Raw genomic sequence first — 13,855 nt, forward strand, 5'->3', positions numbered from 1 at the left:
ACTGGAACTGTGAAAATATACAAATTTAGCATTTTTATATCGCACGGGTTTTACTAAGTATAATAAGAATTTGAAATGCTTGGAGCCCAGTTATGCGGATACTGTTTAAACGGATACTATCTGAGACTATAATTTTATTAAGTATCCGTTTATTTAAACTTGGAAGCTTTCGAAACTAATAGCTAATACAACAAACTATAAAGTTTACGACGGTATTCTGACACCAAAGTTGTATCATCTACGGAGGCTAAAATATCTAACATGGTTTTTTTAGCATCGCCATTTTCATAGCCTAAGTCGTGACATAACAAGCTATATAAAAGAGCAAGTGCTTCACTAAAACGTTTGGCTTGATGGTATTGAATAGCAAGTTGGTATTGAATCGGTTGTTTATCCGCAGCATCCATTAACGCATTTTCCAATGCGGTTATTTCTGGCGTTTGTGCTGATTGTTCTGCGAGTTGTAACTCTGACATCAGATTATGATAAATCATATTTTGATCTGCCATAGGAATAGCCGCTAAAATAGGTTTTGCATTTTCAAATTCACCCAAGGCTAAATAAATTTGTGCCGTTGCAAGTTTAATTTGGTTATCTTCAGGGCTTAGCTTTTGTGCTTGTATAATGGTTGCTTTCGCCTCACCTAATTTACCTTGAGCAAATAGTGTTTGCGCATCACCTAGCAATGCCAGTGCGGGGGCGGGCAGATGTTTCTTGATGAAGTTATTTATAAAGTCGGTCGTTTGCTCTCCAGCAAAGCCATCAACTCCTTGTCCATTTACAAACATATATACCGTTGGCACACTTTTAATTTCAAAATGCTGCACAATTTGTTGCTCTGTCTCGCAGTTTATTTTGGCGAGTGTAAAGCCATTAGCATGTTCTCTTTGTAGTTGCTCAAGCAAAGGCAACAAAGCACCACAGATAGTACATTGGCTTGACCAAAAAACAGCCAGCACAGGTTTATTTACTGAACCTTGCGCAATTATAGTTTGGAAATCTTGCACGGTTACATCAAATATATCTGCTTGCATATTCGGTTTTTCCTCTTTAATAAATATTCTACGAATGTTTGGCAATGATACGTGAAGATTACTGGACAGCAAAGACTATGCGTTTGATATTAGCGCAATTATCAAGTCATTAACGTAGAAAAAGGTGAGCATCTGCAACAATGTTATAAATATTCGCTCAGAGAAGTAATCAGTTGATTTTTCTTCTTGTTTTTAAAGGCTTGCAAAAGTAACATTAGACGCTCAATAAAAGGAGCATTTACATGTTAACAGGTAGTATCGTAGCACTCGTAACCCCAATGGATGAGACCGGCGAAATTGATTATAATGCATTAAAAGAACTTGTAGAGTTCCATATTAAATCAAAAACTGCAGCCATAGTTGCTGTAGGGACATCTGGTGAGTCAGCAACTTTTAGTGTTGATGACCATGTTAAAGTTGTTGAACGTACTATCGCTTATGCTGCGGGTCGAATTCCTGTGATTGCAGGTAATGGGGCTAATTCAACATCTGAAGCAATTGCATTAAGCAAATTATTTACTAATAGTGGCATTGTTGCAGGTTTAAATGTAACTCCTTATTACAATAAACCAACTCAAGAAGGTTTATACCTTCACTTTAAAGCGATTGCTGAATCGTGTGAATTACCACAAATTCTATATAACGTACCTGGCAGAACTTCCGTCGATATGTTGCCTGAAACAGTTGCGCGTTTAGCTAAAATTCCAAATATTATTGGTATTAAAGAAGCAACCGGTGACTTACAACGCCTTGCTGAATTAAAAGCAATTTTGCCTGAGGATTTTGTACTTTATAGTGGAGATGATGCAACAGGTTGTGACTTTATGTTACAAGGTGGTCATGGAGTCATTTCTGTATCTACCAATATTGCTCCCGTTGAAATGGCTGAAATGTGCGAACATGCACTGGCTGGTGAAATTGAAAAAGCACAAGCTATCAATGCTCAATTAATGCCTATTCATACCAACCTTTATCATGAAGCAAATCCAATTCCAGTTAAATGGGCCTGTGCGGAGCTAGGTTTAATTCCTACTCCTACGTTACGTTTACCATTAACAACATTATCTGAGCAGTATCAGGGTACTGTTCGAAATGCCTTAATAGAAGCAAAATTACTGTCATGATAAAAAACAACGCACTGACTAAAATTGCTAGTTTGGTGATCCTAAGTTCAGCGATCACTAGCTGTGCTAGGTTTGATACTAGAACACAAGCAGAAGGTAATGATGATTATCTACAAGCGACACTCATTGAAAAATTTGATAGTGGAAATTTTTCAACATTAGAAAATCGTTCTACTTTTGATATTCAAGCACTTTCAACGCAGCAAGAAAAGCTAGGATTAAGTGGTAAAGATGTAGATGTTCGCCCTCCAAGTCAATTGATGGCTGTACTTGATGGTGTTTTACTGGATCCTGATCTTACCCAGAGTAAAGTTTGGTTTAATGCATTTAAACAAGAAACCAATATTGAACAAAAAGTGTGGGACTTAGCACTACAATATTTAGCATCTAAAGATGCTAAGAATGTCGTTGCAGATAGAACAGCACTAAGTATTGATACAGGCCTTGTTGTTAACCAACGTAGTTATGGCAGTTTAAGCAAGAATACAGTGCGTGAGGAAGGTGCTTATCAATTACAATTAGCGGAAGGCGGAGATGGGCGAAGTATTTCTTTATCTGTTGACGCAACAAGTTATCAACAGTCAAACGATAATGAGCCGGTTAAAGAAATTTTAGAAGGCCGCAATAAACGCAGCATAGAAATTCGCTTTATCAATGACATGCTTAATTTTGCCTACTTGAAGCAAGAATCTGAAGCGTTAATCTCGGCTGACAATAAGCCTTTACCGATTAAACTTGGTTTTGATGAAAGTCATCAAACGGCTTGGATTATTGATGCAGAATTTACAGAAGTATGGCGTAAACTGCCTGCATTATTGCAGTTAATGAGCTTTAGTCCTGTTGATAATGATAAGAATCTAGGTTACTTCCTCGTTAAATTTGAATCTCAAGATGCACAATATTGGCAGAAAAGAAACTTGAATCCAATTAACTTGGAGGAAGGTGAGTACTTTGTTCAATTAGGTGAATTAACCGGTGGGGATACATCTTTAACGTGGTTAAACGCTGATAAAAAACAATTATCTGACCAGGAAGTGACTGAGTTATATTTAAGTATCACTGATAATATTCGCAGTGTTATTTTAGAAAATGATATTCAGACTAAACCTTTATAAAAGTTGTATTTAAAAATTTAGAGCCTGACTTGTAACGAGTTAGGCTTTTTTTATTTATATGCACTGTAGCTCTTTAAATATGTTATTTCTGATAACACTATTTATCTTATAACTTTTAATGCTATTTGTTATCCTGATTTTTTTGTTGTTGAGCCTGTTCTTCTTCAAGTTGTTTCTGTTGCTCTAATGCTTCTTTTTCTTTTTTATCTTTGATCGCTTTCACTACACTATCCGGTAGTTTCATATTAGCACTTTGTTTTAACAATAAAATATTGCTAAGGATGATCCCTAAGACAATCACCACAATAAAAATAACCCACCCAGTAGACATAATCATTTCTCCAAACGATAGCGATAAAAAAAGCAGAACCGAGTTCTGCTTTGATATTAACCTTTACTAGTAGATTAGCTAGCATTAGTCGATTAGATTGTATTGCTCACGAAGAATATCGATGATTTCTTGTTTTGGATTCTCTGAAAGTACAATTTCTTTACCAATGATCTTTTCTGCAATAGCTGTGTAAGTTTTAGATATTTGCATTAATACAGATTCAGGTAACGCATTATCTTTTGCCAATGCAAAACGTTCAGGCATACGCTCTTTATTTAATAAGATATCTGGATCTGGGAAATGCTTAAGTAATAATTGACGGAAGTCTTCTTTAGAGTTTTCAACAATTTTACCATCTCGGTAAGCAGCACCATCCCAAATTCGTGATGAATCAGGTGTCCCCACCTCATCCATGTAAATTAATTTTTCGTTACCTGATTTATCTGTTACGTAACCAAATTCAAATTTTGTATCAACAAAAATTTGATCAAGCTTCGCTAATTCTGCACTAATCAAATCAAAACCTTCTTTTAAAAGTTTCTCGTAGTCGTTGATATGGTCTGCACAAGTAAAATTAAATGCTTGAAAATTATCTTCAATGTTATGACGTGTAATATTAACATCATCAGCTTCTTGAACACCTGGAATACCTTTTAAAATCCCTTTAGTAGAAGGAGTGATCAGTAATTCAGGTAATTTTGTATTGTTAGATAACCCATCGGCTATTTGAATGCCACAAAATTCACGCTCACCTTTTTCGTAAGCTCGCCACATTGAACCAGTAATATATTGGCGAGCAATCGCTTCGATCATTATTGGACGTGCTTTTTGTACAATCCAAACGAAGGGGTGCGGGATATCTAAAATGTGGCTGTCTGCTAAACCTTGTTCTTTAAATAGTTTAAACCAGTGATTAGAGATTGCATTAAGTGCAGCCCCTTTTCCAGGAACACCATTCATACCACCTTCACCGTGCCAAATACAGTCAAATGCAGAAATACGGTCACTGATAACCATAATTGCTAGAGGCGCGTCTGCTGCTACATTGTAGCCTTTTTCTTCAATTAAACGTTTGCTATCTTCAGTTGTTAACCAATAAACTGAACGCACTTTACCACTGTGGACTGGCTGGTCTGTACGAATAGGTAAATCGTTGTTTACAGCTAATACTTTGTCGGCAAGACTCATGAAAATATCCTATAAAAAGTCAAAGTGAGCAGATAAATCTGCTGGGAATAATAAAGCCAAGATGATAGCAGATACTATAAAACTTATCATGTCAAAATGGCTCATGGTCATTATAATAAGCACCGATTAAAATGAATACTTAAGCACGACACGTTGATGACAAATTAACAACCAATGGTAAATGGCATTGTGCCAATAGGATAATAAATAAATGGCGAAAGACTTTACCTTTAAACAATTTCATATCAATGCATATCAATGTGGAATGCCGGTGAGTACCGATGCCATTTTGCTAGGTGCTTGGGCAAATATAAACTCAGCTAAAAAGATCCTAGATATTGGATGCGGTACCGGGTTATTGGCCATTATGTGTGCACAACGAAACACTCTTGCACATATTAGCGCTGTCGAAATTGAAAAAAATGCATTTAAAGCGGCACAGGAAAACGCAATTAATTGTCCATGGGCAAGCCGTTTAAGCATTCATCATCAATCAATCCAAGACTTTACAAATGAAGTGACAGCGCACTCGAACTTCGATGCGATTATTTGTAATCCGCCATATTTTAATAATGGGGCGCAATCTAGCAATTCCCGACGTGCGGTAGCGAGACATACTTCTGCTTTATCACACAACAATCTTTTAAGTTACTGTGCGCTGTTATTAACAGAACAAGGCACAGCAAACTTTGTATTACCAAAAGAAGAAGGGCTCAGTTTTATCAATTTATTACAAAACACAGATGCTGAACATTTTTTGAAGCTATCGTTAACGCGATTAACTTACGTTAAAACCACCAGCAGTAAACCGGCTATCCGTGTTTTAATTGAATTAACAAAACAGTCGACAACTAAAGGTACTTTAAAGTCATCCGTTTCAGATAAACCAGATTTACTAAAAACAGATCGATTAAATGAAAATTCATTAAAGGAACGGGGATTAAATTCAGCAATGTTAACGCCAGAATGGCTAAAAAATGAACTTGTTATTCATGATGGCCAAGCTTATTCAAAAGAATTTATTGAGTTAACGAAAGCCTTTTACTTGAAGATGTAGTATTTGAAGGTGTCGCTATTTAGCACTTTTTATAACTTACTATAACTAATTGTAGCGTTCTTAATTAAGATTTAAATGAGGAAGTACAAGAACACTAGCCTTAATCAATGTAATCAATCATTGTTAATGTAATCAAAGAATTGTCGATGCTCTTTTCCAGCACTGAAACTGCTCACTTTATTGGTATGTTTGTAGGCTTTCCAATTTGCTACTTGTGCTCCTTTGTTCAGGTGTGGAAATTTGGTGCCATCTTTGTAATCCAATGAAAGAAAAGTACAAAGCTCGATATAACTATTTTCATGACTCAAATTAATGGTCAATAAATTTTTACTGCCTTCAAAATATTGATGAACCTGTTTTTGATGACATAAGTAACATTCTGTAAGATGCTTTTCTGACCCCCTTAATTGATGATCTTCACCAAAGGAAATATTTAAAGCCCGTTTTAAAACGGGACTAAAGTGACCGGTTTTAGTTAATAAGTGAGGTGCCATTTTTACTAATAAACGTTGCATGGACGGGATCCATTGCGATAACTCTCTTTCTAAATAGATAAACTTTGAACCGGGAAACAGTGTATCTAATTGTTGATAATCAGAAAAACACGGGGCATCAGATATAACATCTGCTAATTCAAAGGTGTGCTTGGTAAACGCGGTGTGTGCAACTTTAAAACCAAGTTCCAGCATGGCAACACTAATACTGGTTGTACCCGTACGTGGTAACCCAATAATGAATATTTTTTGCTTAGCAACATTTGCCGCGGTATCAACGGTTGAAATTGGATTTTTTAGAAGTGAAGTCTGCATAATGGCTATGAGTGGCTTTTAAGTTGATGAATGAGGAATGTATAACAGTAAACTTTTAATGGTATGGAAATGCCCATCAATATTCCTCTAAAAATAAAGTGATATAAGATGCAATTATGGACTAGGTAATGTTATTACCCAAACTTATTAATATTAAAAATGGCGCAAAAAGAGTTACCATATTAGAGAGAGCTGCATATTAATCAATATTCTTAATATTAAATTAAGAAAAGTACTTAAACTTAACACTCAAAAAAATAAATAATTCAAAGCTATATGGTTTTTAATGATTTAGCGGCTTCGCGAGCGAACGCTTCTAATTGCTTCTGATCCATAACTGCGTATTCTTTTCCAAATAGTAGGATTATAAATAAGCAGTTACACAGTTTTTATTACAGTCTCCTACTATTTTTATTGTGTTTACTTTATAGAATATGCTTTATTTAACTTCCTTTATTCAACTAACTGATAACGATTAACTCACCCTGACATACTTGCCATAGTGACGCAATACGCCGCACTGTAATGCGCTCTTTGTTCCAACCAGTTCCTGTCAATAACTCTGAGTTTTGCTGTATTCAGCTTTACTGTATTCCCGCTTACTGCATTCACCTTCACTGTTTCGATTACTACTCATTTCTAATCACCTTAACTGACTTTTTAATGCTCAATTTGTGCGATTTTTGTATTATCTATTGAGAAAGCTAAGCGCCTAACAGTACTAACCACAACTTTGTGACATGACACCATTGTGTAGTTACAGTTAAGTGGTAATCTTTTGCGGGTTACACATCTATAACAAATTGATAACAAGATACAAATAGACTAAAAGGGATTAATAAAATGCAGAAAATTAAAATGCAGAAAATTTTTAAAAACGGAATAATTGGATTAGCGTGTTTATTTTCATTCAATGCGATGGCGGAAAACTACACCATCGGTACGGGTAGTCAAAGTGGCACCTATTATCCTCTCGGTGGCATACTGGCTAAAATCTGGAGTGAAAATATAGAAGACTTTGATATGCGTGCGGAAGTAACGGCAGCATCTGTTGAAAATACTATCAAAGTGTCAACAAACAAGCAGCTTGCAGGTATTGCCATGGGTAATGTTGTGCTACAAGCGCATGAGGGTGTTAAACCTTTCCCACGTAAAATGGATGTCTCTGTACTGTTTGCTTTATATCCAAATGTTGTGCAGTTTATTGTGCCTGCAGATTCTAAAATTCAATCTATTCAAGACCTTAAAGGTAAGCGTATTTCACTAGGTGCGCCGGGTTCAGGTACACGTGTAAGTTCAACTAATATTCTTGCTGCTTTGGGTATTACGGAAAAAGATATTGATGCGCAGTCACTTAACTACACTGCGACTACCAGTGCAATCTCTGCAGGACAAATTGATGCTGGTGCTATCGTAGGTAGTATTGGCGTAGGTGCTATTACAGAGCTTGCTTTTACTCACAACATTCGTATTTTATCTTTTACGCCTGAAGAACTGAAAGCAGTCACAGCAAGTAATGCTTCTTACCAAGAAATCGAAGTACCTGCTGGTAGTTATAAAGGTGTAAACGCATTTAATGCACCAGCAGTGTGGAACATCTTAGTCGTTAATAAGAACTTAGATACTGATTTAGCTTACAAAATGACTAAAGTTGCTTTTGAAAATATGAGCAAAATTAATCAAGTGATCAGTGTGACTAAATTCACTACATTAGAAAACATGAACAAATTAAAAGGGATTGATTTACACCCCGGTTCACTTAAATACTTAAAAGAACAAATGCAATAATCTCGATAGATTTCGCTTAAAGAACAAGTTCAACGTGAATAATCTTTGAGAGAATAATTAATAAAACGGTTAATAGGTATTTATTAGCCGTTTTATTTTGTGTAAAACAATAAATAGATTACATGTAACAAGCAACAATTAACGGTAAGTACAACTTTTAACATCAGTCTTTTAACTTGATTTAATCATTAACGTAATCAAGAACCAATCTATAAATCTAATAATATTTGGTGACCCTGTGGAGAATAGCATGAGTGAATCTACTACTACGTGTAAATGGATTTCGGACAAAATAGTATTAATTGCTGCACTAGCAGCTATATCATTATCAATCTTTCAAATATGGCAAGGAATAACAGCTGACTTAGCCGCTACCATATTTAGACCCATTCACTTAAGTTGGGTATTAATCCTAGTGTTTTTTACCCTACCACTGATTAAATCACAACGTTCGACAGGGTTATACCTAATTGGACGAGTCATAGACTTCATCTTTATTGCCGCAATAGCTTGGGCTTCTTACCATATTGTTGCCTTTGATTATGATGATATTTCATTCTTATTAGATGGCCTAACCACACTTGACCAGATATCCGGTTTAATAATTTTAGTATTATTACTGGAAGCAACAAGACGAACGGTTGGTCTAGTCATGGTGTTTATCGCTGCATTATTTTTAGTTTATGCGATTTTTGGTAATTACCTACCTGGGTCAGTGGCAAGTAAAGGCTTTGCGATTGAGGAGATCATTAGATTCCATATCTATTCAACCAATGGTGTTTATGGCGCACCACTTGCAATTGCTGCCGGTGTGGTCTTTATTTTTGTATTGTTTGGTGCTTTTTTACAGGTCACTGGAGCCGGTAAATTCTTTATCGACGCATCATTCTCGATTGCAGGTAAATATCGTGGTGGTCCGGCAAAAGCGAGTGTTATTGCTTCAGCCGCGTTAGGTTCAATTTCAGGATCTGCTATTGCTAATACTGTGACTACAGGCGCATTAACCATACCAATGATGAAAAAGTTAGGATATAAACCAGAACAAGCGGCAGGTATTGAAGCGGCTGCATCTACCGGTGGTCAAATCATGCCACCTGTTATGGGAGCGGGCGCGTTTGTAATGGCTCAGTTTACGGGGATACCTTACAGTGAAATATTATTAGTATCGATTGCTCCTGCTATTTTATACTTTGCTTGTACCTTGCTTTATGTTCATCTAATGGCGTGTAAATTAGGCTTACAAGGCATGGAAATAACTGAAAAGATTTCCGTAGTGTTAAAAAATGGTTGGCATTTCCTGGTGCCATTAATTTTAATCACTAGCTTACTGTTAATGAGTTATTCTCCTATTTTGGTCGGTATTTCGGGCTGTGTTGCTATTTTGGTGGCTGCCATGTGTAGAAAACATAGCCGTATCACCGTAGGAGTCTTCTTTGAAGGCATGAAGGAAGGGGCTTTATTAGCATTACCTATTTCTGTAGCCTGTGGTACTGCGGGTATTGTAGTCGGTGTGGTAGGACAAACAGGAATTGGTTTACAATTTACACAGTTCTTGATGGCATTATCAGGCGGTTACTTATGGTCTGTATTGGGCTTGATTGCAATCGCAGCGGTGATCCTTGGAATGGGATTACCAGTAACCGCAGCTTATATCGTTTTATCTATTATGGCGGTGCCAAGCTTAACTGAGTTAGGTGTAGGTTTATTAGCGGCGCACATGATTGTATTTTGGCTATCGCAAACCTCTAATGTAACGCCACCTATTGCATTGGCTGCCTTTGCCGCTGCAGGTATCGCTAATACTTCGCCGATGCGATCCGCAGTTCAAGCATTTAAGTTAGCACAAGGGTTTTTCATTATCCCTATTATGATGGCTTTTTCTGGATTGATTTGGATGGATGGTCAAAATGTCGACTTTGTTATTGCTATCGTATTAACCATTGGTTTAATCGTTGCATTTGCTGGCACTATAGAAGGGCGTTTAGCCACTAAGCTACCATTGCTTGCGCGTGGTTTATTATTGATTGCTGGTTTTACTATGTTAGTGCCTTATCTTTACATCAATATAGCCGGGATTGCGATCATCGTGATGGTTTGCTTGATTAACTATCGTTTATCTAGAACTGAAGATGAGACTGTTATTGCTTCAATTTAAAGTTCATTGATTTAACCTTCATAACCTAACACCTATAACTTAACCGCTATCACCTAAAGGGGTAATAGCGGTTAATATCAAATCCTAGTGTTAATAAATATCACTGTTAATGTCTAACATTCAATTCCTAGTTACCAATGTTCAATACCTACTAACTAATCATTAATACCTAGTAATTAATGCCATATATTACACTCGTCATAAATTGCAACGGTAACTGTATATACATACAGGTAAATGAGTGATTTTGATTTTAATAGTAAACTCTCAAACATTTAACACATATTTGAAGCATTAATGTTCATTAATTGAACAAATTATACTAAATCAGTAGGTTAATGTGATTATCCGCTTTTCATTGCATTCTCACTTGACTGTTTATTTATACAGTTAATGTTAAATGTATCACTTTCAATATTAATTTTTAATAATCTTTTAAATTGTATTGAACGATCGTTCTATCTGTGTTTCAATATTATGCTCATAAAAAGGAGCATGACATGATCAAGTTTTATTTTCACCAAACACCAAATCCGATGAAAGTGGCTTTATTTTTAGAAGAAACTGGCCTTCCCTTTGAGTTAGTTGCACTTGATACTTTAAAAGGAGAGCAACATACTCCTGAATATCGCCAAATAAATCCAAATGCAAAAGCACCTGCTATTGAAGATGATGGCACACGTGTTTTTGATTCAAATGCGATTTTGATGTACTTATCTGAAAAGACTGGAAAATTAGCTGGCCAACCAGGTGATCGTGCTGAAATGCTGTCTTGGTTAATGTTTATTGCTTCTGGTCTTGGTCCATATTCTGGTCAATGTGTTCATTTCCGTCATGCTGCACCTGAAGGTAATGATTATGCAGTTAACCGTTATTTACGCGAAGCACAACGTCATTATGAAGTATTAGATACACATTTAGCGGGTCGTGAATTTATTGTTGGCGAAGAGTATACTATTGCTGATGTTTCAGCTTGGGGCTGGATTGATAAAGCGGCCGTTGTATTGGGTGAAGAAGGGCTAACACCTTACCCTAATCTTAAACGTTGGTTTGATAGTATTAATAGTCGTCCAGCAGCTGCACGAGCTAGAGAAATGGGTAAAGACATCACATTTAAGAAAGAGTTTGATGAGGATGCTAAACGGGCATTTTTCCCATCAAACTATCCTAAGGTTTAATCATTACATTGCTAAGGAATTAATATGACCGAACAATATACACCGCCTAAAGTTTGGGTTGAAAACACCGCGGGTGGTAATAAATGGGCGAGCATTAATCGTCCTGTTTCTGGCGCAACTCATGAAAAAGTATTGCCTGTAGGTAATCATTCGCTGCAACTTTATTCATTAGGCACGCCTAACGGACAAAAAGTCACTATTCTTCTTGAAGAGTTACTAGCCGCAGGTGTTAAAGAAGCTGAGTATGATGCTTACTTGACCAATATCGGTGAAGGCGAACAATTCTCTTCAGGATTTGTAGGTGTAAACCCTAACTCTAAAATTCCAGCGCTGGTGGATAAATCGGGCGCTCAGTCTGTTAACGTTTTTGAGTCGGCTTCAATTTTGGTTCATTTAGCAGAGAAATTTGGACACTTTTTACCAACACAAGGGGCAGCGAGAACAACTACCTTTAATTGGTTATTTTGGGCGCAGGGTTCAGCTCCTTTCTTAGGTGGTGGCTTTGGTCATTTTTATGCTTATGCAGATGAAAAATTTGAATACCCGATCAATCGTTTTGCGATGGAAGCTAAACGTCAATTAGACGTTTTAGATAAACAACTTGCTAACAATACCTATGTAGCGGGCGAAGAGTTTACGATTGCTGATATCGCAATATGGCCATGGTACGGAAATTTAGTACTTGGTAATTTATATGATGCTGCAGAATTTTTACAAGTTGACACTTACACGCACGTTTTACGTTGGGCTAAACAGCTTGAAGCGCGAGAAGGTGTGCAAAGGGGACGTATCATAAATCGTTCTTGGGGTGAGGAGTGGGAACAAGTTCCTGATCGTCATTCAGCTGCAGATATTGATGCAGTATTAGCTAAAAAACCAAAATAGGTTTAAAGCTTAGGCGTCTAGTGGGCGTACGTGCTAAAGAAGTACTATAAAAGGCCAAGTAAGATAACCTCCTACTTGGCCTTTTTATATTTTGTAATCTAACTATTTAGCATCGGCAGGCAATAAAAATAAGCCAGTGGGATTAATTGTTAAAAAAGCACGCTCAGCTAAGGACGCATTGAATTGCGAAGAGTTAAGCTGCAATAATATTTCATGGTCTTGCCAAGTCACACTCACTTCGTACATCGCCCCCATATAAGCAACCTTATTTACTTGGCAACGTTGACTTTCATCACCTTGATTAGTTAAAAGAATAGCTTCTGGCCTAACACCAATTAAATAATTTCCACTTTTAAAACCTTCAACCATGGTCGGATCGGCAGGGGTCTTGTAACCATTAATATTAATTTGTTCGCCATCAAACTGACCTGGGAAGATATTAGCTTCACCCATAAAGTTTGCCATAAACATTGACGCTGGATTTTTATAAAGCTCAGTAGGAGAACCTTGTTGCATAATTTCGCCATCTTTCATGACTATCACGGTATCCGACACGGCAAACGCTTCTGTTTGGTCATGCGTTACATATAAAGATGTGATATTAAAACGCTGCTGCAGTTCTCGAATAGTTTCACGCATGCTCCGGCGTAAATTCGCATCTAAATTACTGAGTGGCTCATCAAACAACAATACTTTGGGTTTTAATACTAACGCACGGGCAAGTGCCACACGTTGTTGTTGACCACCGGATATTTGATCCACATAACGCTCACCAAAGCCTTCTAAATCGACTAATTTTAATGCTTCGTCAACACGTTGTTTAGTTTCTGCTTTAGAGATACCTAACATCTTTAATCCATAGGCAACATTTTGGTGTAATGATAAGTGCGGAAACAATGCATAGGACTGAAACACCATACAGATATCACGTTGTTGAATCGAAGTATTGGTGACATCCTCGCCATCAATAAATATTTGACCGCTGGTGGGCTTTTCTAGACCGGCCACTAAACGCAACACCGTCGTTTTCCCGCAACCAGAAGGACCTAATAAGGTGACTAAACTGCCTTTTTTGATCTCTAGGTCTAAGTTACCGATGACTTCTTTGTCGTCAAATTTTTTGCAAATATTTTTTAATACTACAAAGTTTTCATTTTCCATTTTACTGTTTTCCATTAGTCGTTACTCCAG

The 13,855-nt window shown here is 36.9% G+C and carries 12 protein-coding genes; 7 read left to right on the top strand and 5 right to left on the bottom strand.

The window, feature by feature from the left end; translation table 11 throughout:
• Positions 1 to 182: 182 nt before the first annotated feature.
• Positions 183 to 1,034: a tetratricopeptide repeat protein gene (locus H592_RS0118925; protein ID WP_028870160.1), complete on the bottom strand. Its 852-nt coding sequence runs from the start codon at positions 1,032 to 1,034 to the stop codon at positions 183 to 185.
• Positions 1,035 to 1,276: 242 nt separating this feature from the next.
• On the opposite strand from H592_RS0118925, the gene dapA reads away from it, so the two are divergent.
• Together dapA and bamC are read left to right on the top strand one after the other, a co-directional pair.
• Positions 1,277 to 2,158 carry a 4-hydroxy-tetrahydrodipicolinate synthase gene (dapA, locus tag H592_RS0118930; RefSeq protein WP_028870161.1) on the top strand — a complete coding sequence of 294 codons (882 nt, stop codon included), beginning with the start codon at positions 1,277 to 1,279 and terminating at the stop codon, positions 2,156 to 2,158.
• Positions 2,155 to 3,273, top strand: coding sequence for an outer membrane protein assembly factor BamC (bamC, locus tag H592_RS0118935; RefSeq protein ID WP_028870162.1), 1,119 nt, complete (start codon positions 2,155 to 2,157; stop codon positions 3,271 to 3,273). The genes dapA and bamC overlap by 4 nt, the downstream gene beginning before the upstream one ends.
• A 121-nt stretch (positions 3,274 to 3,394) precedes the next feature.
• On the opposite strand, the gene H592_RS22845 is transcribed toward bamC, so the two are convergent.
• Complete coding sequence (locus H592_RS22845) at positions 3,395 to 3,604, bottom strand: DUF2897 family protein (RefSeq protein ID WP_037072231.1); 210 nt, start codon at positions 3,602 to 3,604, stop codon at positions 3,395 to 3,397.
• An 84-nt stretch (positions 3,605 to 3,688) separates the two neighbouring features.
• Entirely contained in the window at positions 3,689 to 4,792 is a 1,104-nt protein-coding gene (locus tag H592_RS0118945; RefSeq protein ID WP_028870163.1) for a phosphoribosylaminoimidazolesuccinocarboxamide synthase, read from the bottom strand.
• Between the two features lie 211 nt (positions 4,793 to 5,003).
• Here H592_RS0118945 and H592_RS0118950 point away from each other — a divergent pair, with 211 nt between their 5' ends.
• Positions 5,004 to 5,849, top strand: coding sequence for a tRNA1(Val) (adenine(37)-N6)-methyltransferase (locus H592_RS0118950; RefSeq protein ID WP_028870164.1), 846 nt, complete (start codon positions 5,004 to 5,006; stop codon positions 5,847 to 5,849).
• 113 nt (positions 5,850 to 5,962) lie between these two features.
• Here H592_RS0118950 and H592_RS0118955 read toward each other — a convergent pair whose 3' ends face one another.
• A complete protein-coding gene (locus H592_RS0118955; protein WP_169727676.1) occupies positions 5,963 to 6,658 on the bottom strand; it encodes a sulfotransferase family protein in 696 nt (231 codons plus the stop codon).
• A gap of 843 nt (positions 6,659 to 7,501) precedes the next feature.
• Between H592_RS0118955 and H592_RS0118960 the strand changes: the two genes are divergently transcribed.
• The 4 genes from H592_RS0118960 (at position 7,502) to yghU (ending at position 12,664) form a co-directional block, all read left to right on the top strand.
• Positions 7,502 to 8,446: a TAXI family TRAP transporter solute-binding subunit gene (locus H592_RS0118960; protein ID WP_245600454.1), complete on the top strand. Its 945-nt coding sequence runs from the start codon at positions 7,502 to 7,504 to the stop codon at positions 8,444 to 8,446.
• Between the two features lie 250 nt (positions 8,447 to 8,696).
• A complete protein-coding gene (locus tag H592_RS0118965) occupies positions 8,697 to 10,601 on the top strand; it encodes a TRAP transporter permease (protein ID WP_028870167.1) in 1,905 nt (634 codons plus the stop codon).
• A gap of 500 nt (positions 10,602 to 11,101) precedes the next feature.
• A complete protein-coding gene (locus H592_RS0118970; protein WP_028870168.1) occupies positions 11,102 to 11,779 on the top strand; it encodes a glutathione S-transferase family protein in 678 nt (225 codons plus the stop codon).
• Between the two features lie 24 nt (positions 11,780 to 11,803).
• Positions 11,804 to 12,664: a glutathione-dependent disulfide-bond oxidoreductase gene (gene yghU, locus H592_RS0118975; RefSeq protein ID WP_028870169.1), complete on the top strand. Its 861-nt coding sequence runs from the start codon at positions 11,804 to 11,806 to the stop codon at positions 12,662 to 12,664.
• Between the two features lie 102 nt (positions 12,665 to 12,766).
• Here the strand turns inward: yghU and fbpC are convergent, their stop codons facing one another.
• Entirely contained in the window at positions 12,767 to 13,840 is a 1,074-nt protein-coding gene (gene fbpC / locus H592_RS0118980) for a ferric ABC transporter ATP-binding protein (RefSeq protein WP_211235694.1), read from the bottom strand.
• Between the last annotated feature and the right edge of the window lie 15 nt (positions 13,841 to 13,855).

Origin of the sequence: Psychromonas arctica DSM 14288, from assembly GCF_000482725.1 — a bacterium.
Taxonomy (GTDB): Bacteria; Pseudomonadota; Gammaproteobacteria; order Enterobacterales; family Psychromonadaceae; genus Psychromonas; species Psychromonas arctica.

Excerpts from the sequence above, each read along its gene's own strand:
- H592_RS22845 (WP_037072231.1), bottom strand. The coding sequence starts at position 3,604 with ATGTCTACTGGGTGGGTTATTTTTATTGTGGTGATTGTCTTAGGGATC.
- dapA (WP_028870161.1), top strand. The coding sequence starts at position 1,277 with ATGTTAACAGGTAGTATCGTAGCACTCGTAACCCCAATGGATGAGACC.
- H592_RS0118955 (WP_169727676.1), bottom strand. The coding sequence starts at position 6,658 with ATGCAGACTTCACTTCTAAAAAATCCAATTTCAACCGTTGATACCGCG.
- H592_RS0118960 (WP_245600454.1), top strand. The coding sequence starts at position 7,502 with ATGCAGAAAATTAAAATGCAGAAAATTTTTAAAAACGGAATAATTGGA.
- H592_RS0118950 (WP_028870164.1), top strand. The coding sequence starts at position 5,004 with ATGGCGAAAGACTTTACCTTTAAACAATTTCATATCAATGCATATCAA.
- H592_RS0118965 (WP_028870167.1), top strand. The coding sequence starts at position 8,697 with ATGAGTGAATCTACTACTACGTGTAAATGGATTTCGGACAAAATAGTA.
- yghU (WP_028870169.1), top strand. The coding sequence starts at position 11,804 with ATGACCGAACAATATACACCGCCTAAAGTTTGGGTTGAAAACACCGCG.
- fbpC (WP_211235694.1), bottom strand. The coding sequence starts at position 13,840 with ATGGAAAACAGTAAAATGGAAAATGAAAACTTTGTAGTATTAAAAAAT.
- bamC (WP_028870162.1), top strand. The coding sequence starts at position 2,155 with ATGATAAAAAACAACGCACTGACTAAAATTGCTAGTTTGGTGATCCTA.
- H592_RS0118970 (WP_028870168.1), top strand. The coding sequence starts at position 11,102 with ATGATCAAGTTTTATTTTCACCAAACACCAAATCCGATGAAAGTGGCT.
- H592_RS0118945 (WP_028870163.1), bottom strand. The coding sequence starts at position 4,792 with ATGAGTCTTGCCGACAAAGTATTAGCTGTAAACAACGATTTACCTATT.
- H592_RS0118925 (WP_028870160.1), bottom strand. The coding sequence starts at position 1,034 with ATGCAAGCAGATATATTTGATGTAACCGTGCAAGATTTCCAAACTATA.